General features: G+C 65.1%; 20 protein-coding genes. 18 read left to right on the forward strand and 2 right to left on the reverse strand.

Going from position 1 to position 17779, the window contains the following annotated elements; all coding sequences use genetic code 11:
• Window positions 1–4: 4 nt before the first annotated feature.
• Both AC3A6Y_RS30080 and AC3A6Y_RS30085 read right to left on the reverse strand, forming a co-directional pair.
• The gene (locus AC3A6Y_RS30080) at window positions 5–766 is read right to left on the reverse strand and encodes an SAM-dependent methyltransferase (protein ID WP_487871885.1); all 762 of its coding nucleotides are present in this window, start codon (window positions 764–766) and stop codon (window positions 5–7) included.
• A complete protein-coding gene (locus AC3A6Y_RS30085) occupies window positions 763–1344 on the reverse strand; it encodes a Maf family protein (protein ID WP_487871886.1) in 582 nt (193 codons plus the stop codon). The genes AC3A6Y_RS30080 and AC3A6Y_RS30085 overlap by 4 nt, the downstream gene beginning before the upstream one ends.
• Window positions 1345–1382: 38 nt before the next feature.
• On the opposite strand from AC3A6Y_RS30085, the gene AC3A6Y_RS30090 reads away from it, so the two are divergent.
• The 18 genes from AC3A6Y_RS30090 to era all read left to right on the forward strand — a co-directional run bounded on the left by AC3A6Y_RS30090 (window position 1383) and on the right by era (window position 17764).
• A complete protein-coding gene (locus AC3A6Y_RS30090) occupies window positions 1383–1931 on the forward strand; it encodes a YceD family protein (RefSeq protein WP_487871887.1) in 549 nt (182 codons plus the stop codon).
• A gap of 160 nt (window positions 1932–2091) precedes the next feature.
• A complete protein-coding gene (gene rpmF / locus AC3A6Y_RS30095; protein ID WP_006297202.1) occupies window positions 2092–2274 on the forward strand; it encodes a 50S ribosomal protein L32 in 183 nt (60 codons plus the stop codon).
• 62 nt (window positions 2275–2336) lie between these two features.
• On the forward strand, window positions 2337–3428 hold the full coding sequence (plsX, locus tag AC3A6Y_RS30100) for a phosphate acyltransferase PlsX (RefSeq protein ID WP_487871888.1): 1092 nt from the start codon (window positions 2337–2339) through the stop codon (window positions 3426–3428).
• Window positions 3428–4405, forward strand: a complete 978-nt coding sequence (locus AC3A6Y_RS30105; protein WP_487871889.1) for a beta-ketoacyl-ACP synthase III — start codon at window positions 3428–3430, stop codon at window positions 4403–4405. The genes plsX and AC3A6Y_RS30105 overlap by 1 nt, the downstream gene beginning before the upstream one ends.
• Window positions 4406–4457: 52 nt before the next feature.
• Complete coding sequence (gene fabD / locus AC3A6Y_RS30110; protein ID WP_487871890.1) at window positions 4458–5411, forward strand: ACP S-malonyltransferase; 954 nt, start codon at window positions 4458–4460, stop codon at window positions 5409–5411.
• Window positions 5412–5438: 27 nt separating this feature from the next.
• Entirely contained in the window at window positions 5439–6182 is a 744-nt protein-coding gene (gene fabG, locus AC3A6Y_RS30115) for a 3-oxoacyl-ACP reductase FabG (protein WP_487871891.1), read from the forward strand.
• Between the two features lie 99 nt (window positions 6183–6281).
• Window positions 6282–6521 (forward strand): acyl carrier protein, encoded by a 240-nt coding sequence (gene acpP / locus AC3A6Y_RS30120; protein ID WP_007830471.1) that lies wholly within the window; start codon window positions 6282–6284, stop codon window positions 6519–6521.
• A gap of 92 nt (window positions 6522–6613) precedes the next feature.
• Window positions 6614–7858, forward strand: coding sequence for a beta-ketoacyl-ACP synthase II (fabF, locus tag AC3A6Y_RS30125; RefSeq protein WP_487871892.1), 1245 nt, complete (start codon window positions 6614–6616; stop codon window positions 7856–7858).
• Window positions 7859–7871: 13 nt separating this feature from the next.
• Window positions 7872–8357 carry a hypothetical protein gene (locus AC3A6Y_RS30130; protein WP_487871893.1) on the forward strand — a complete coding sequence of 162 codons (486 nt, stop codon included), beginning with the start codon at window positions 7872–7874 and terminating at the stop codon, window positions 8355–8357.
• Entirely contained in the window at window positions 8354–9028 is a 675-nt protein-coding gene (gene rpoE, locus AC3A6Y_RS30135; protein WP_487871894.1) for an RNA polymerase sigma factor RpoE, read from the forward strand. Before AC3A6Y_RS30130 ends, rpoE begins: the two co-directional genes overlap by 4 nt.
• A 13-nt stretch (window positions 9029–9041) precedes the next feature.
• Entirely contained in the window at window positions 9042–9686 is a 645-nt protein-coding gene (locus AC3A6Y_RS30140) for a sigma-E factor negative regulatory protein (protein WP_487871973.1), read from the forward strand.
• Between the two features lie 23 nt (window positions 9687–9709).
• Window positions 9710–10774, forward strand: coding sequence for a MucB/RseB C-terminal domain-containing protein (locus tag AC3A6Y_RS30145; RefSeq protein WP_487871895.1), 1065 nt, complete (start codon window positions 9710–9712; stop codon window positions 10772–10774).
• 88 nt (window positions 10775–10862) lie between these two features.
• Window positions 10863–12308: a DegQ family serine endoprotease gene (locus tag AC3A6Y_RS30150; protein ID WP_487871896.1), complete on the forward strand. Its 1446-nt coding sequence runs from the start codon at window positions 10863–10865 to the stop codon at window positions 12306–12308.
• A gap of 520 nt (window positions 12309–12828) precedes the next feature.
• Window positions 12829–14640, forward strand: a complete 1812-nt coding sequence (gene lepA / locus AC3A6Y_RS30155) for a translation elongation factor 4 (protein WP_487871897.1) — start codon at window positions 12829–12831, stop codon at window positions 14638–14640.
• 13 nt (window positions 14641–14653) lie between these two features.
• Window positions 14654–15625, forward strand: a complete 972-nt coding sequence (gene lepB / locus AC3A6Y_RS30160) for a signal peptidase I (protein WP_487871898.1) — start codon at window positions 14654–14656, stop codon at window positions 15623–15625.
• A 25-nt stretch (window positions 15626–15650) separates the two neighbouring features.
• A complete protein-coding gene (locus AC3A6Y_RS30165; RefSeq protein WP_487871899.1) occupies window positions 15651–16007 on the forward strand; it encodes a DUF4845 domain-containing protein in 357 nt (118 codons plus the stop codon).
• 54 nt (window positions 16008–16061) lie between these two features.
• Complete coding sequence (gene rnc / locus AC3A6Y_RS30170) at window positions 16062–16802, forward strand: ribonuclease III (protein ID WP_487871900.1); 741 nt, start codon at window positions 16062–16064, stop codon at window positions 16800–16802.
• Window positions 16799–17764 carry a GTPase Era gene (gene era / locus AC3A6Y_RS30175; RefSeq protein WP_487871901.1) on the forward strand — a complete coding sequence of 322 codons (966 nt, stop codon included), beginning with the start codon at window positions 16799–16801 and terminating at the stop codon, window positions 17762–17764. The genes rnc and era overlap by 4 nt, the downstream gene beginning before the upstream one ends.
• Window positions 17765–17779: the final 15 nt, after the last annotated feature.

Consider the following 17779-nt stretch of genomic DNA (forward strand, 5'->3'; position numbering starts at 1 on the left):
GGCTCTAGCGTCCGATCGCGAATACGGCCGGCATCCGGTCGTCGGTACCCGGCGGCCTGGCACGCCAGGCCTTGACCGTTTCGCTGCGGATGTCGGCGCTCGCGAGCGTGAGCCCGCGAGCCACCGCCAGGCGGGTGTTGTGCTGGAGGGTCTGCATCAAGGCTTGGAGCAGGGCCGCATTGCGGTAGGGCGTCTCGATGAAGAGTTGGGTCTGGCCGGTGCGCAGCGCGAGCGATTCGAGTTCGCGGATGCGCTGCGTGCGCGCGTCCGCGTCTTGCGGAAGGTAACCGACGAAGGCGAAATTCTGGCCGTTGAGCCCGCTGGCCGCGAGGGCGAGCAGCAGCGACACCGGCCCGATGAGAGGCATCACCGCGATGCCCAGCTCATGGGCGGCGCGCACCACGGAAGACCCGGGATCGGCGACGGCAGGCATGCCGGCCTCGCTGAGCAGTCCGATGTCGTTGCCGGCCAGCGCCGCGGCGAGCAGCGGCCGCGCGTCGAACTGGCCTGCTTGGTGGTCACCCTTCTTGTGCACCTCGCGCGGCAACTCCTGGATCTGCTGCGCCTGCAGCGGCGCGGCCAGCGGCACCACGCCATCGATGCGCTTGAGAAAGGCGCGGGCCGACTTTGCGTTCTCGCAGATCCAATGGGTGAGGCCCGCGGCGGCCTGCAGGGTGCCTAGCGGCATCACCTCCTGCAAAGGGGCCTGCGAGTCGCAGCCGAAATCCAGCGGCGCTGGGACCAGATAGAGCTTGCCCCGGCTCACAGGAGATCGACCCCGGCCGCGCGCAGCATGTTGGCCGTGCGGATCAGCGGCAGGCCCACGAGGGCTGTGGGATCGTCGCTGTCGATGGCATCCAGCAGCGCGATGCCGAGGCCTTCGCTTTTGGCGCTGCCGGCGCAGTCGTAGGGCTGCTCCGCGAGCAGATAGCTTTCGATGGCCGCATCGCTGTAGTTGCGGAACACGACGCGCACGGGCGCGAGCTCGCGCTGCGAGAAGCGGCTGGCCAGGCAGACCACGGCGACTGCGGTCTGGAACACGAGCGTCTGGCCGCGCATGCGTCGCAGCTGGGCGATCGCGCGGGCGTGGTCGCCGGGCTTGCCGAGCGGTTCCCCCGCAAGGTCGGCCACTTGGTCGGAACCGATCACCACGGCCTCGGGAAAGCGGCGGGCCACCGCCAGCGCCTTTTCGAGGGCCAGCCTTTCAGCCAGGGCGCGCGGCGTCTCGCCCGGCAACGGAGTTTCGTCGACCTCCGGCGGCTGAACATCGAAGGGCAGCCGAAGGCGGCCGAGGAGCTCGCGGCGGTAGCGCGAGGTCGAGGCAAGTATCACGGGGCGTTGCATGGCCCATGATTGTGCGTGAGCGGTTTAGACTGGCGCCGATGAGCAGAGAATTCACCCCCGGCAGGCTCGATGTGAGCCACTTCGCCGAGGCGGCCGCGACGCTTTCAGGCGCCGAGCCCCTCCAGGCCTATCCGCGCCTGAGCGCCGAGTTGGCCGGTCCGGCGGCCCATGCGCGCGTGCAGTGGGAGGCCGTCGGCGCTGAGCACGACGGGCAGGCCGGAACCCCGGTTCCCTGGCTTCATCTGACCGCGTCGACCATGGTGCCGCTGATCTGTCAACGCTGCCTGACGCCCGTCGATGTCGAACTGCAGGTCGATCGCTGGTTCAGATTCGTCGCGGATGAAGACACTGCAGCCGCCGAAGACGAGGAGTCCGAGGAGGATGTACTCGTCGTCAGCCGCGATTTCGACCTGCACGCCTTGATCGAGGACGAACTGCTGATGGAAATCCCCGTCACCCCGCGACATGAACAGTGCCCGGAGCCGGTGAAGATGTCGGCGGCGGATCCCGATTTCGAAGCCGCCGATGCCGCTCGCCCCAAGCCGTTCGCCGTACTCGGCACGCTGCGCTCCGACAAGCAGAAATAGGCCCCGAATTGCCAAACTGGCGTCGAGTGCCCGAATGGGGCTATAATCATGGGCTTCGCGCGCGCCGCCCTTTGCATGTGGCCAATGTACGGCAGGGGCCGTCAGGACTTCCGGTCGAGCGCGTGCCCGCCCACTCACCCGAACACTTTCAGGAGCCAGCATGGCTGTCCAGCAAAACAAAAAGTCGCCGTCCAAGCGCGGCATGCATCGTTCCCACAACGCATTGGGCACGCCGGGCCTGGCTGTCGAGCCGACCACCGGCGAGACGCACCTGCGGCACCACATCAGCCCGAACGGCTTCTACCGCGGCCGCAAGGTGCTCAAGACAAAGTCAGAAGCCTGATCTGCTGTTTCAAGGCTGAAGGCCCGAAGCTACTTTTGCTGTAGCGTCGGGCCTTTGTTTTGATGGCTACGCCTTCCGAATCCACTGCTTCCGCACCCTCCGCGATCACGCTGGCCGTCGATTGCATGGGGGGAGACCATGGGCCGCGCGTCACGCTCGCGGCTTGCCGGGCTTTTCTCGAGCGCCACGCCGAGGCCTCGCTGCTCCTTGTGGGTGCGCCGGCTGCGATGGCTGGCTTTTCGCATCCGCGTGCCCAGGTGATTGCGGCCAGCGAAGTGGTCGGCATGGACGACCCGATCGAGGTTGCGCTGCGGAAGAAAAAGGACTCGTCGATGCGGGTCGCGATCCAGCAGGTGAAGGACGGCGCGGCTCACGCGGCGGTCTCGGCCGGCAACACCGGCGCCCTCATGGCCATTGCGCGCTATCTGCTCAAGACCCTCGAGGGGATCGACCGGCCGGCCATCGCTCCGCAGCTTCCCAACAGCAAGGGCGGCGCCACCACGGTGCTCGATCTGGGCGCCAATGTGGACTGCGACGCCGAGGACCTGCTGCAGTTCGCGGTGCTGGGCTCCGCGCTGGTCTCTGCGCTGACCGGGAACGAGTCACCGTCGGTCGGTTTGCTCAATGTCGGCGAAGAAGCGATCAAGGGCAGCGAAACAATCAAGAAGGCCAGTCAATTGCTCCGCAAGGCAGCAAGTTCCGACGATCTGAATTTCTACGGCAACGTCGAAGGCAACGACATTTTCAAGGGTACGACGGACATCGTGGTTTGCGACGGCTTCGTTGGCAACATCACTTTGAAGGCCACGGAAGGTGTGGCATCGATGATCGTCGATTTCCTTCGAATCGAGTATTCGAGCAACATTTTCAGCAAATTTGCCGCGATCGTGTCCTATCCGGTGCTAAAGGCACTCAAGCGCCGATTGGACCACCGGCGGTACAACGGCGCTGCCCTGCTGGGACTGCGCGGACTCGTGTTCAAGAGCCACGGTTCTGCTGACGACGTGGCTTTCGGTCATGCGCTCGATCGCGCTTATGATGCCGCTCGCAACAACCTGCTCGATCGCGTGCGGGCCCGCATCGCCCACGCCGCGCCACTGCTCGCGCGGCAAGAGCCGGCGACGCCGGTCGACACGGCGGCACTCCACGTTTGATGACTCCTTTTTCTCGCATCACCGGCACCGGCGGTTACCTGCCGCCGCGTCGAGTGACCAATGACGACCTTGCCCGCGATCTGGCGGTGCGTGGCATCGAGACGTCCGATCAATGGATCGTCGAGCGAACCGGCATTCGCGCGCGCCATTTCGCGGCGCCCGAGGTGGCGAGCAGCGATCTGGGGCTGCAGGCAGCCAAGCAAGCGCTCGAAGCCGCGGGCCGCAGCGCCGCTGACATCGATCTCATCATCGTGGCGACCTCCACGCCCGACATGGTGTTTCCCTCGTCGGCCGCCATTCTTCAAAGCAAACTCGGCATTTCCGGCTGTCCCGCCTTCGATGTGCAAGCGGTATGCAGCGGCTTCGTCTACGCGTTGACCGTGGCGGACGCGATGATCCGTACCGGCAGCGCCAAGTGCGCGCTGGTCATCGGCGCGGAAGTGTTCTCGCGCATCCTCGATTTCAACGACCGCACCACCTGCGTGCTATTCGGCGATGGCGCCGGCGCGGTCGTGCTCGAGGCCAGTGCCGAGCCCGGCATCCTGGCGAGCGATCTGCATGCCGATGGCAAACACGTCGGCATTCTGTGCGTTCCGGGCCATGTCTCGGGTGGTGATGTGCTCGGCACGCCGTTGCTCCATATGGATGGACAGGCCGTGTTCAAGCTGGCCGTCCGCGTGCTGGAAGAGGCGGCGCGCGCCTGCCTGCAGAAGGCCGGCAAGACCGATGCGGACATCGATTGGCTGATCCCGCATCAGGCCAACATCCGCATCATGGAAGGCACGGCTCGCAAGCTGAAGCTCGCACTCGACAAGCTGGTCGTGACTGTCAACGAGCATGGCAATACGTCCGCCGCCTCCATCCCGCTGGCATTGGACGAGGCGGTGCGCTCGGGCAAGGTGAAGAAGGGCGACACGGTCATGCTCGAAGGCGTAGGCGGCGGCTTCACCTGGGGCGCGGTGCTATTGACTATGTAGTGCGACGACGCACCGCCCGTGGGCGGGCGGGGCGTGCAACGGAGACACAACAATGAAATCCTTCGCTTTCGTTTTTCCGGGCCAGGGCTCGCAGGCGGTCGGCATGCTCGACGCCTGGGGCGATCACCCGGTCGTGGCCGCGACGCTGCGCGAAGCATCCGACGCGCTGGACGAGGATGTCGCGCGCCTGATCCACGAAGGCCCGAAGGAAGCGCTGGCCCTCACGACCAATACGCAACCCGTGATGCTGGTCGCCGGCATCGCTGCCTGGCGTGCCTGGCTGGCCGAGGGCGGTTCCAAGCCGGCGCTGGTCGCCGGCCATTCGCTGGGCGAGTACTCCGCGCTCGTCGCTTCCGGTGTGCTGACGCTGGCGCAGGCCGCGCCGCTGGTGCGCTTTCGAGCCCAGGCGATGCAGCAGGCCGTGCCGGTGGGCGTGGGTGCGATGGCGGCAGTCCTGGGCATGGACGCGGAGAAGGTGAAGGCAGGCTGTGCCGAGGTGACGGCCGGCTTCGGCCCCGGCAGTGCCGAGGTCGTCGAGGCCGTGAACTTCAACGATCCGATGCAGACGGTGATCGCGGGCAGCAAGGCCGCGGTCGACAAGGCCTGCGAAGTGCTCAAGGCACAGGGTGCCAAGCGTGCGCTGCCCTTGCCGGTGTCGGCGCCCTTCCATTCTAGCCTGATGCGGCCGGCCGCCGAAGCCTTGCGCGAGCGCCTCGCGTCGGTGAGCTTCGCTGCGCCGCAGATTCCGATCCTCAACAACATCGACGTTGCGGTGGAAACCGATGCCGATCGGATCCGCGATGCCCTGGTGCGCCAGGCGGCGGGTCCTGTGCGCTGGGTCGAGAGCGTGCTGGCCCTGAAGGCGCGCGGCGTGGAAGTCATCGTCGAATGCGGTCCCGGCAAGGTGCTCGCCGGCATGGCCAAGCGCATTTCGCCCGAACTCTTCGCGGCCTCGGTGTACGACCCCGCCACGCGCGCGGAAACCCAGCAATTGCTCGGCGCCTGAGCGTCGGGCTTCGAACATCCATTTCCTATGAGCATTCCCAAATTCGAGGGCCAGGTTGCCCTGGTCACCGGCGCCTCGCGCGGCATCGGGGCAGCGATCGCGCTCGAGCTGGCCCAACGCGGCCTCCAGGTCATCGGCACCGGCACCACCGAGGAAGGCGCCAACAGGATCACGGCTGCGCTCGGAGCGTACGGCGGGAGAGGCCTGGCGCTCGATGTGAACGACGGGCCGGCGGTCGAGGCATTGATCGACCAGATCGTCAAGGCCTATGGCGCGATCCACGTACTGGTCAACAATGCGGGCATCACGCGCGACATGCTGGCCATGCGTCTCAAGGACGAGGACTGGGACGCCGTGCTCGACACCAATCTCAAGGCGGTCTTCCGCCTCTCGCGCGCGGCGATCCGCCCGATGATGAAGCAGCGCTACGGTCGCATCGTCAGCATCACCAGCGTCGTCGGTGCGTCGGGCAATGCAGGGCAGGCCAACTATGCCGCCGCCAAGGCCGGCGTCGCGGGCATGACCCGTGCCCTTGCACGCGAACTCGGCAGCCGCAACATCACGGTCAACTGCGTGGCGCCCGGCTTCATCGAGACCGACATGACCGCCAATCTGCCCGAAGCCCAGCAGCAGGCACTGCTGGCGCAGATTCCGCTCGGCCACCTCGGCAAGCCGGCCGACATTGCGCATGCCGTTGCCTACCTGGCGTCCCCGCAGGCGGCCTATGTGACCGGACAGGAGTTGCATGTCAATGGCGGCATGCATATGTGAAAGCAGGGCGCAATTCTTTTGCCCCGCCGATCCGGAGCCGGATGCCACAATCCGGCCGGCTAAAATCATTGATTACCTACAACCCTCAGAGGGAACCAAATGAGCGATATCGAAGCACGTGTCAAGAAAATCATTGCCGAGCAACTCGGCGTTGAAGAGTCCCAGGTCACCAACGAAAAGGCTTTTGTTGCCGATCTCGGTGCGGACTCGCTCGACACGGTCGAACTGGTGATGGCCCTCGAAGACGAATTCGGCATCGAGATCCCCGACGAAGACGCCGAGAAGATCACGACCGTCCAGAACGCCGTCGATTACGCCACCAAGAATCAAAAGGCCTGATATCGGCCGCACTGGGTTCCCGCATCGGCTCCGGCTGCCATGATGGCGCAAGCCGCCGGGCGGACTCAGTGGCTCCAGAAAGGTTTGCCGGCATGACCAAACGCCGCGTCGTCGTGACCGGGCTCGGTTGCATTGCCCCAGTCGGAAACACCGTTGCCGAGTCCTGGGCCAATCTGCTCGCCGGAAAGTCCGGTATCGACACCGTCACCAGCTTCGATGCGAGCGCGCTCGCATGCAGGTTCGCAGGCGAGGTGAGGGGCTTCGACATCACCCAGTACATCGCCGAGAAGGAAGCGCGCCACATGGACCGCTTCATCCATCTCGGACTGGCTGCCGCGATGCAGGCAGTGCAGGACAGCGGCCTGCCGACCGGCGATGCGCTGTCCCAGGAGGATGCCGTTCGTATCGGCTGCAACATCGGCTCGGGCATCGGGGGGCTTCCCATGATCGAGGCCACGCATGCCGAGCTGACCAGCCGGGGTCCGCGGCGCGTCTCTCCCTTCTTCGTGCCGGCGTCGATCATCAACATGATCTCCGGCCATGTGTCGATCAAGTACGGCTTCAAGGGGCCGAACATCGCGATCGTCACGGCCTGCACCACCGGCTTGCATGCCATCGGTACCTCCGCTCGGATGATCGAGTACGGCGATGCCGACGTGATGATCGCCGGCGGTGCCGAGTCCACGGTCTCGCCGCTCGGCATCGGCGGTTTCGCTGCTGCACGCGCGCTGTCCACCCGCAACGACGATCCAGCCACCGCCTCGCGCCCGTGGGACCGTGACCGCGACGGCTTCGTGCTAGGCGAGGGCGCCGGCGTGGTAGTGCTCGAGGAGTACGAGCGGGCCAAGGCGCGCGGTGCCAAGATTTACGCCGAAGTCGCCGGCTTCGGCATGAGCGCCGACGCCTTCCACATGACCGCGCCAGATGTCGACGGCCCCTGTCGTTCGATGGTGGCGGCGCTTAACAATGCCGGCGTCAATCCCGACCAGGTCCAGTACCTGAACGCGCATGGCACCTCGACGCCCTTGGGTGACCTCAACGAAACCAATGCGATCAAGAAGGCCTTCGGCGAGCAGGCCGGGAAGCTGGTGGTGAACTCGACAAAGTCGATGACAGGCCATCTGCTGGGCGGCGCCGGGGGCATCGAGTCCGTGTTCACCGTGCTGGCGGTTCACCATCAGAAAAGCCCGCCGACGATCAACATCTTCAATCAAGACCCGGAGTGCGATCTCGATTACTGCGCCAACGAGGCGCGCGATCTCAAGATCGAGGTCGCAGTCAAGAACAACTTCGGGTTCGGCGGCACCAACGGCACGCTCGTGTTCAAGCGCGCTTGAATTCCCAGTATCCATGCACGGCGCCCCGTCGGTGAGTTATCCGGTGGGGCGGTCGCGCATCGCCGGCCGGCTTTTTCTCCTGCTTTGGATCTGCGGCGCCTGCTGCGTGGTTGCGGCGTGCCTTCGGCTCGGCAAGGCTGACTGGCGCTTCGGCCTCCTGGTGATGAGCGTCCTTGGCGCTGGCGGAGCGGCCTGGGCGAGTTTGCTGCGCCCCGTCCCGCTCTCCTTGTTGAATTTCGACGGCCTGCGCTGGTCGATCCCCGGTGCGGCGAGCTTGCAGGCGGCCGACGCGAAGGTGGCCCTGGATGGGCAGTCCTGGCTGCTGGTTCGCCTGGCAGAGCCTCGGCACGCTGTCCGATGGGTCTGGCTGGAACGGCGCGTCCTGCCGCAGCGCTGGCAGGACTTGCGCCGTGCGGTATATTCGCGCCCCGTTCCGGCCGGCCAGGCCTTGACCGACCCCCGGTCCGCGCCCGCCGGCGCGCAACATCCTCTTTCATGACCGCCTCTCCACCGCCCGTGCCGCCCGACACCGGCTTGACCGACGCATCTCCCGCTGCGCCGAAGGCCGGAGAGGTCGACCTCCTGCTGGTCCAGCGCACGGTTGCGGGCGACCAGAAGGCCTTCGAACTGCTGGTCATCAAGTACCAGCGCAGGATCGAGCGGCTCATCGGCCGCATGGTGCGTGATGTCAACCTCGTGGAGGACATCGCCCAGGAGACCTTCATCCGCGCTTACCGTGCCCTGCACCAGTTCAGGGGAGAGGCGCAGTTCTACACCTGGCTCTACCGCATCGCCGTCAATACCGCCAAGAAGGCCCTGGTGGACATGAAACGCGATCCGACCGTGACGGAGAGCACGCTGCGTTCGTCTTCCGAGGACGAGGATGAAACTTACAGGCCCGGAAACGAACCAACCAGCGACGAGACGCCCGAATCCGTGCTGGCCGCTAACGAGATCGCGGCCGCCGTCGACGCAGCGATGGAAGCCCTGCCCGCAGAGCTGAGGCAGGCGGTCACGCTGCGCGAGATCGAAGGCATGAGCTACGAAGAGATCGCCGAGGTCATGAATTGTCCGATCGGCACGGTACGGTCGCGGATTTTTCGGGCGCGCGAAGCCATTTCGGCCAGGGTCAAGCCGTTGCTGGACAACCAGTCCGGCAAGCGTTGGTAAGCAGGTGAATGAGATGAAGCACACAACCACAGTCCATGAGCAGGTTTCCGCACTCGCCGACGGGCACCTGCGGGACGACGAGTTCGCTCAGGTGATCGACAAGGTCTGCAGCAGCGACGAGTTGCGGGCGACCTGGCATGCCTACCATGTGGTCGGGGATGTCTTGCGTTCCGGCGTCCATAGCGCATGCAGCGACAGCTCGCAGTTCCTCTCTCGACTCCAGCAACGGCTGGCGGCCGAGCCCTCCGCCCCGGTGCTCGCACCGGAAGCAGCGTCAATGCCTGTGCTGCGACGTGCCGAGGCGGCCAACGAGCCGGTGTTCCGGTGGAAACTCGTGGCCGGTGCGGCCTCGCTGGCGGCCGCTGCGGCCATCGGTTGGAATTGGGTCGGGGGCGTCGGTCCTCAGCCGTCGGCGCAACTGGCACAGCAGCAACAGCAACAGGGCTCAGGTTCCGTGCTTGCCGCCACGGCGTCTTCGCCGCAGGCCACTTCCGTACTGACCCCGATGCGGGTCGTGGTCGGAAATGGCAATCCGCAGGTCATGCTGCGCGATCCGCGCCTGGACCAGCTGCTCGAAGCACACCAGCAGGCGGGCGGCGCTTCGCAGATGCCTTCCGGCTTCCTGCGCAACGCGACCTTCGACGGCCCGGCTCGCTGATCCTTCGTTTGCAAACCTCCGCAATGACTGTGTCGATGCCGATGTCCGCGCGTGGTGCGGTGATTCTTGTTGCTGTGCTTTGCATGGCGCAGGTGGTCGTGGCCCAGACCCGGGCTTTGCCGTCTGCGACGGGGTCGATCAGTGCGTCAGGCGGCGAGGCACCGGCCTTGAGCGTGGTCGATTGGCTGCGGCGCATGCATGCCGCGTCCCGCCAGCGTTCCTACGCCGGGACTTTTGTCGTTTCTGCTGCAGGCGGGAACTTGTCGAGCGCCCGCATCTGGCACGTGTGCGAGGGCGATCTTCAGCTCGAGCGCGTCGAGGTGCTGTCCGGTCCGCCGCGCTCGACCTTCAGGCGCAATGATCACGTCGTGACCTTTCTGCCCGAGACGAAGATCGTCAAGAGCGAGAAGCGCGAGAACCTCGAACTGTTCCCGAACCTGCTCGGTGCACCCGACTCCGCCATCGGAAACTACTACGGTGCGCGGGTGGTGGGCAAAGATCGCGTCGCGGGCTTCGATGCCGACGTGGTGCAGCTGGAGCCGCGTGACGGCTTGCGCTTCGGCTATCGCGTCTGGAGCGAGCGGCGCTCTGGGCTCGTGGTGAAGTTGCAGACCCTGGACGGCGATAACCGCGTGATCGAACAGTCCGCGTTTTCCGAACTCCAGCTCGATGCACCGGTCAAAGCGCATGTTCTGGCGCAGATGATGAGCAGCACGGCCGGTTACAAGGTGGAGAAATCCGAGCTTCAGCGCAGCACGCCGGCCAAGGAGGGCTGGTCCCTCCGTACCCCGATCGCCGGCTTCAACCCGGTCAGCTGCTACAGGCGCGCGATGGGCGGCGCGGCGGCCGGTGGGCAAGGACACACGATGCAGTGGATATTCTCGGATGGCTTGGCAACCGTGTCGCTTTTCGTGGAGCCTTATGACGCGCAGCGCCAGCCTCGGGAGGTCCTTCTCGCGCTCGGCGCGACCTACACGCTGACACGCCGCTTGAAGGACAAGGATGGCGAATGGTGGCTGACCGCCGTCGGCGAGGTTCCGCCGCAGACGCTCGATGCGTTTGCGCAAAGCCTTGTGCGCGCGCGCTGAGCCGCCATATCCCATGTTTTCCAGTTTTCTCCAACGAAGGAAGCCGATGATGTTCAGAACCGAGAGGAACAGGATCCGTTCATTCCTCATGGCCGGCGCATTCATGCTCGCCTCCGGCGCCGCACTGTTGCCGGCCACACCTGCCAGTGCGCAGACACAAGCCCGTGTGCTGCCTGACTTCACCGATCTGGTGGATCAGGTCGGTCCGTCCGTGGTCAACATCCGCACGGTCGAGAAAGTGGCGGAGCGCGGTGGCAGCGGTGAGATGGACGAGGAAATGCAGGAGTTCTTCCGCCGCTTCTTCGGCCAGCCATTGCCCAACATCCCGCGGCAAGGGCCGCGCCCGAACAGGCCCCAGGGGCCGCAGGAAGAGGCGCGCCCGCGCGGCGTGGGTTCCGGCTTTATCCTGACCACCGACGGCTTCGTGATGACCAACGCCCACGTGGTCGACGGCGCCTCCGAAGTGTTGGTGACGTTGGTCGACAAGCGTGAATTCAAGGCCAAGATCATCGGCGCCGACAAGCGCACCGACGTTGCGGTCGTGAAGATCGACGCGACCGGGCTCCCTGCGGTCAAGGTCGGCGACATTTCCAAGCTGCGCGTTGGCGAGTGGGTGATGGCCATCGGCTCGCCGTTTGGCCTCGAGAACACTGTGACCGCCGGCATCGTGAGCGCAAAGCAGCGCGACACCGGCGACTACCTGCCCTTCATCCAGACCGACGTCGCCATCAATCCTGGCAACTCCGGCGGACCGCTCATCAACATGCGTGGCGAGGTGGTCGGGATCAACAGCCAGATCTATTCGCGTTCGGGCGGTTTCATGGGGATTTCCTTTTCCATTCCCATCGACGAGGCGATTCGCGTGAGCGAGCAGCTGCGCACGAACGGCCGCGTGTCGCGCGGGCGCATCGGCGTGCAGATCGATCAGGTGACGAAGGACGTCGCCGAATCCATCGGCCTTGGCAAGGCGCAGGGGGCACTCGTGCGAGGGGTGGAGACCGGCTCGCCGGGCGAGAAGGCCGGCATCGAGCCTGGCGACATCATCACGCGCTTCGACGGCAAGGCCATCGAGAAGCCCAGCGATCTTCCGCGTCTTGTGGGCAACACCAAGCCCGGCACCAAGAGCACCGTGACCGTGTTCCGCCGGGGCAATTCGCGCGACCTGACCGTGACGATCGCCGAGTTCGAGCCTGAAAAGCCGACGCAGACCTCGGAGCGCGAGGAGCAACCGGCCAGCAAGCCCTCCGCTTCGGCCGCCGCCAAATCGCTGGGCCTGACCGTCAGCGACCTCACCGCGGCGGAGAAGAAGGAGCTCAAGCTCAAGGGTGGCGTGAAGATCGATTCGGCGACCGATGCCGCGACCCGCGCTGGCCTGCGCGAGGGCGACATCGTGCTGGCGGTCAACAACACCGAAGTGAGCAACGCCAAGGAGTTCGAGTCAGCGCTGGTGAAGGCCGACAAGAACAAGCCCGTCAGCGTGCTTTTCCGTCGCGGCGAATGGGCGCAGTACGCCCTGATTCGGCCCGCACGCTGAACGCCGCGGACGTCAAGTGGCCCCATCCCGCAGTCGGGTTTGGGGCTTTTTTTCCATCTCTTTTTGGCGTTCTCGCAACCCGGAGCAAAAATTTTTTGATCTTCCAAATGCCTTTTTTGAGTTGGTGTGCACTGACTTCCAAGAAGGCTAATGACGGTTTTCGGTAGAATAGGGCCAACGCAGACCGCAGCTGGCGCATAAGCGGGCAAGCCTTCTCCACGATGCGAGATTCCTGCGTGCCGTCCACCGACGCTCCACAGATCGCCCACAAGTTGTTAAGGAACTGGTCCACCGATCCTGTTGATAAGTTGTTCATAAGTCCCATGTTGCTGACCTGCAACGACGGATCCGAGGCCCCGGCCCGGCTGTACGCGCCCCCCTTTTTGCCTACAATGAAGTTCCAACTACTGCAGTTGCCATTGCTTGTTGGTTCAGGGCGCGTCTCTTGGGGACGCGCCCTTTTTTCTTGCCTGTCGCCTGCTGCGCACGAGCCAATTCAAGTACTTAAGCGTTCCCGTTGATGAATCACATCAGAAACTTTTCGATCATTGCGCACATCGACCATGGCAAGTCGACGCTCGCAGACCGCTTGATCCAGCGCTGCGGAGGACTCGCCGAGCGCGAGATGGAAGCGCAGGTCCTCGACTCGATGGACATCGAGAAAGAGCGTGGGATAACCATCAAGGCGCAGACCGCCGCGCTGCACTACAAGGCACGCGATGGACAGGTCTACAACCTCAATCTGATCGACACGCCGGGTCACGTCGACTTCTCTTATGAAGTGAGTCGCTCGCTCTCTGCATGCGAAGGCGCATTGCTCGTTGTCGATGCGAGCCAGGGCGTCGAAGCACAAACGGTGGCCAACTGCTACACCGCGCTCGATCTCGGTGTCGAAGTGGTGCCGGTGCTCAACAAGATGGACCTGCCACAGGCCGACCCCGACAACGCGAAGGCAGAGATCGAGGACGTGATCGGCATCGACGCGGGCGATGCGATCCCCTGTTCCGCGAAGACCGGCATGGGCATCGACGAGATTCTCGAGGCCATCGTGGCCAAGGTGCCGGCGCCGCGCGGCAATCCCGATGCGGCCTTGCGCGCGATGATCATCGACAGCTGGTTCGACGCCTACGTGGGCGTGGTGATGCTGGTGCGCGTGGTCGACGGCCGCCTGGCGAAGGGCGACCGCATCAAGATGATGGCCTCCGGCGCGAGCTACAACGCGGACAGCCTGGGCGTCTTCACCCCAGCGACCGAACCGCGGCAGTCGCTCGAGGCCGGCGAGGTCGGCTTCATCATCGCCGGCATCAAGGAGCTGCAGGCCGCGAAGGTCGGCGACACCGTCACCCAGATCAAGACCGGCAGCGGCGGCGCGGCTGCCACTGCCACCGAGGCCTTGCCCGGCTTCAAGGAAATCCAGCCACAGGTGTTCGCCGGCCTGTACCCGACCGAGGCGAGCGAATACGACTCGCTGCGCGACGCGCTGGAGAAGCTCAAGCTCAACGACTCCTCGTTGCACTACGAGCCGGAGGTGTCCCAGGCGCTGGGCTTCGGCTTCCGCTGCGGCTTCCTGGGCCTGCTGCACATGGAGATCGTGCAGGAGCGGCTGGAGCGCGAGTTCGACCAGGACCTGATCACGACCGCCCCCAGCGTGGTCTACCAGGTCGTGAAGAACGACGGCGAGGTCATCATGGTCGAGAACCCGTCCAAGATGCCCGACGTCGGCCGCATGGCGGAGATCCGCGAGCCGATCGTGACGGTCCACCTCTACATGCCGCAGGAGTACGTGGGTTCGGTGATGACGCTGGCCAATCAGAAGCGCGGCGTGCAGATGAACATGGCCTACCACGGCCGCCAGGTCATGCTCACCTACGAGATGCCGTTGGGCGAGATCGTGCTGGACTTCTTCGACAAGCTGAAGTCGGTGAGCCGGGGCTATGCGTCGATGGACTACGAGTTCAAGGAGTACCGGGCCTCGGACGTGGTCAAGGTCGACATCCTGCTCAACGGCGACAAGGTCGACGCGCTGTCGATCATCGTGCATCGCAGCCAGAGCCAGTTCCGTGGCCGGGCGGTCGTTTCCAAGATGCGCGAGATCATCAGCCGCCAGATGTACGACGTCGCGATCCAGGCCGCCATCGGGGCCAACATCATTGCGCGTGAGACAATCAAGGCCCTGCGCAAGAACGTGCTCGCCAAGTGCTACGGCGGCGACATCACCCGCAAGCGCAAGCTGCTCGAGAAGCAGAAAGCGGGCAAGAAAAGAATGAAGCAGATCGGCTCGGTCGAGGTCCCGCAAGAGGCCTTTCTCGCCATCCTGCAGGTCGAAGACTAAGAACACGGCATCGATGGCATTTCTCACCTCCCTGATCCTTGCGGCTTTCGTTGGTTATATCGGTGCCTGGTACTTCGGTGCAGTCGAAGGCAATTTCGCGCTGCTGCTGTTTCTTGCAACCGTGGTCACCGGCCTGTATTGGCTGGCGGAGCGCTTCTACTTCTTGCCGCGGCGCCGAAAGGCGGCCGAGGCGCTGGAGGGCTCTCTCGCCCAGCGGCGCGAAGAACTGGCCCGCCAGGGCATCACGCAGGTCGACACCACCGACCCCAAGGTGCGAGAGCGCCTGCTCATGCAGCCCTGGTGGCTGGACTGGACGGCGGGCCTGTTCCCCGTGATCCTGGCGGTGTTCCTGCTGCGCTCTTTCCTCGTCGAGCCCTTCAAGATCCCCTCCGGCTCGATGATGCCCACGCTGCTGACCGGCGACCTGATCCTGGTCAACAAGTTCACCTACGGCCTGCGCCTGCCCGTCATCAACACGAAGATCAGCGAGGGCACGCCGCCGGCGCGCGGTGACGTGATGGTGTTCCGCTACCCGCCCAAGCCGAGCATGGACTACATCAAGCGCGTCATCGGCGTGCCTGGCGATGAGGTCGCCTATCTCAACAAGAAGCTCACCATCAACGGCCAGCCGGTCACCAAGCAGGCGGTGCCCGAGTATTTCGACGAGGAGGCGATGCGCTACCTCAAGCAGTATGCGGAGGACCTCGGCGGCAAGCGGCACATGTTGCTCAACGACGACGGCCGCCGCGCCGGCCTGTCGGAGGCCGAGATCATGGCGTTCCCGCATCAGGAAAATTGCCGCTACAGTGTCGAGGGCGTTGTGTGCAAGGTGCCGCCCGGGCACTACTTCATGATGGGCGACAACCGCGACAACTCGCTCGATTCGCGCTACTGGGGCTTCGTGCCGGACAAGAACATCGTAGGCAGGGCCTTCTTCGTCTGGATGAATTTCGGCGACCTGAAGCGCATCGGCGGATTCCAATAATCGGGGTTTGGAGGGAAAAGAGGGCATGAGTGCAAGTCAATCCAGGAGGCGCCAGCGTGGCATCTCCTTCATCGGGCTGTTGTTTGTCGCCATCGTGCTGGCCTGTGTCGGCGTGGTGGTGGCGCAGGTCATTCCGACGCTGATCGAATACCAGGCGATCAGCAAGGCGGCGAACAAGGCCAAGGAAGGCACGACGGTCCCCGAGGTACGGGCGATCTTCGATCGCGCCCAGGCCATCGACGACTTCCAGTCGGTCTCGGGCAAGGACCTCGACGTGAAGAAGGTCGGCGACAAGGTCGTCGTGTCCTTCGCCTACGAGCGCGAGATTCACCTGTTCGGCCCCGCCTACTTGACGCTCAAGTACGAAGGCCAATCGCGCTGAAATGGAAGCCCGCAGGATCGCAGCCCAGCCCTTGCATCGCCCTGTGGGGGGCGCGTGCCTGCCCCGTGGCGGCGCCGCGGCGGGCCGGCTGTGACCGGCGGCGACCTCGCCGCGCTGCAGGCGCGCATCCAGCATTCCTTTTCCGACCCGCGGCTGCTTCAGCGCGCGCTGACGCACCGCAGTTTCTCGGCCGACCACAACGAACGGCTCGAATTCCTGGGCGACTCGGTCCTCAACCTCGCGGTCGCCCATCTGCTCTATGAGCGGCTGTCGCAACTGCCCGAGGGCGACCTGTCCCGAGTGCGGGCCAACCTGGTCAAGCAGGACACCCTGCATCAGCTGGCGCTCAAGCTGGCGCTGTCCCCGCTGCTGCGGCTCGGCGAAGGGGAGGCGCGCTCCGGCGGGCCGAACCGCCCTTCGATCCTGGCCGACGCGCTCGAAGCGCTGATCGGCGCCGTCTACCTCGACGCCGGCTATGGCCCGGCGCAGGCGCTGGTGCGGCGGCTCTACGAGTCGGTGGCCATCACGCCGCGCATGGACGCCGTGGCCAAGGACCCGAAGACCGAATTGCAGGAATGGCTGCAGGGCCACAAAATGAAGCTGCCGGTCTACCGCGTGATCGGCACGCTGGGCGCGGCGCACAAGCAGACTTTCGATGTCGAATGCGAGGTGCCCGACCTGGGCTTGCGCGAACGCGGCATCGGCGGCTCGCGCCGCGCCGGCGAGCAGGCTGCGGCAGCCGCCATGTTGATCCGGCTCAAGGCGCGAGGCGGCGCGACAAAGGCATCCCCATGAACCATCCCATCGAATCCGATCCGCTCCCTCCCGAAGAGGGCGCGGCCCCGGACGCATCTCCCAACCAGCGCTGCGGCCTGGTCGCCATCGTCGGCAAGCCCAACGTGGGCAAGTCGACGCTCCTCAATGCGCTGGTCGGCCAGAAGATCAGCATCACCTCGCGCAAGGCGCAGACCACCCGGCACCGCATCACCGGCATGCGCACGCGGGGGGCGACGCAGTTCGTCTTCGTCGACACGCCGGGCTTCCAGACGTTGCATGCCAACGCGCTCAACCGCTCGCTCAACAAGACAGTCGTGGGTGCGGTCTCCGACGTGGACTTGATCCTCTTCGTGGTCGAGGCCGGCAGCTTCACCCCCGCCGACGAGCGCGTGCTGAAGCTGCTCGGCACCGGCATCCCGACCGTGATGATCGCCAACAAGCTCGACAACGTGCACCGCCGCAGCGAGCTGGCGCCCTGGCTGCAAGACATGCAGGGGCGACACGCCTTCGCCGAGTTCGTGCCGATGTCGGCCAAGAACCCCAAGGACATCGAGCGCCTGTTCGCGATCTGTGAAAAGTACCTGCCGGAGCAGGCCTGGTGGTATTCCGAGGACGAGCTCACCGACCGCAGCGAGCAGTTCCTCGCCAGCGAACTGGTGCGGGAAAAGCTGTTCCGCCTGACCGGCGACGAGCTCCCTTACACCTCGACGGTGGTGATCGACAAATTCCAGGAAGAGCCGCCCGCCCGCAAGGGCCAGAAGCGCCTGCTGCGCATCGCCGCCACCATCGTCGTGGAGCGCGACAGCCACAAGGCGATGGTGATCGGCGACAAGGGCGAGCGCATCAAGCGCATCGGCACCGAGACCCGCCAGGAGCTCGAGAAGCTCGCCGATGCGAAGGTCTTCATCGAACTGTGGGTCAAGGTGCGGTCGGGCTGGGCCGACGACGAGGCGCGGGTGCGCTCGTTCGGCTATGAATGAGCGCACTCGCCTGTG

The organism is Variovorax sp. Soil_C_17 (assembly GCF_057657265.1).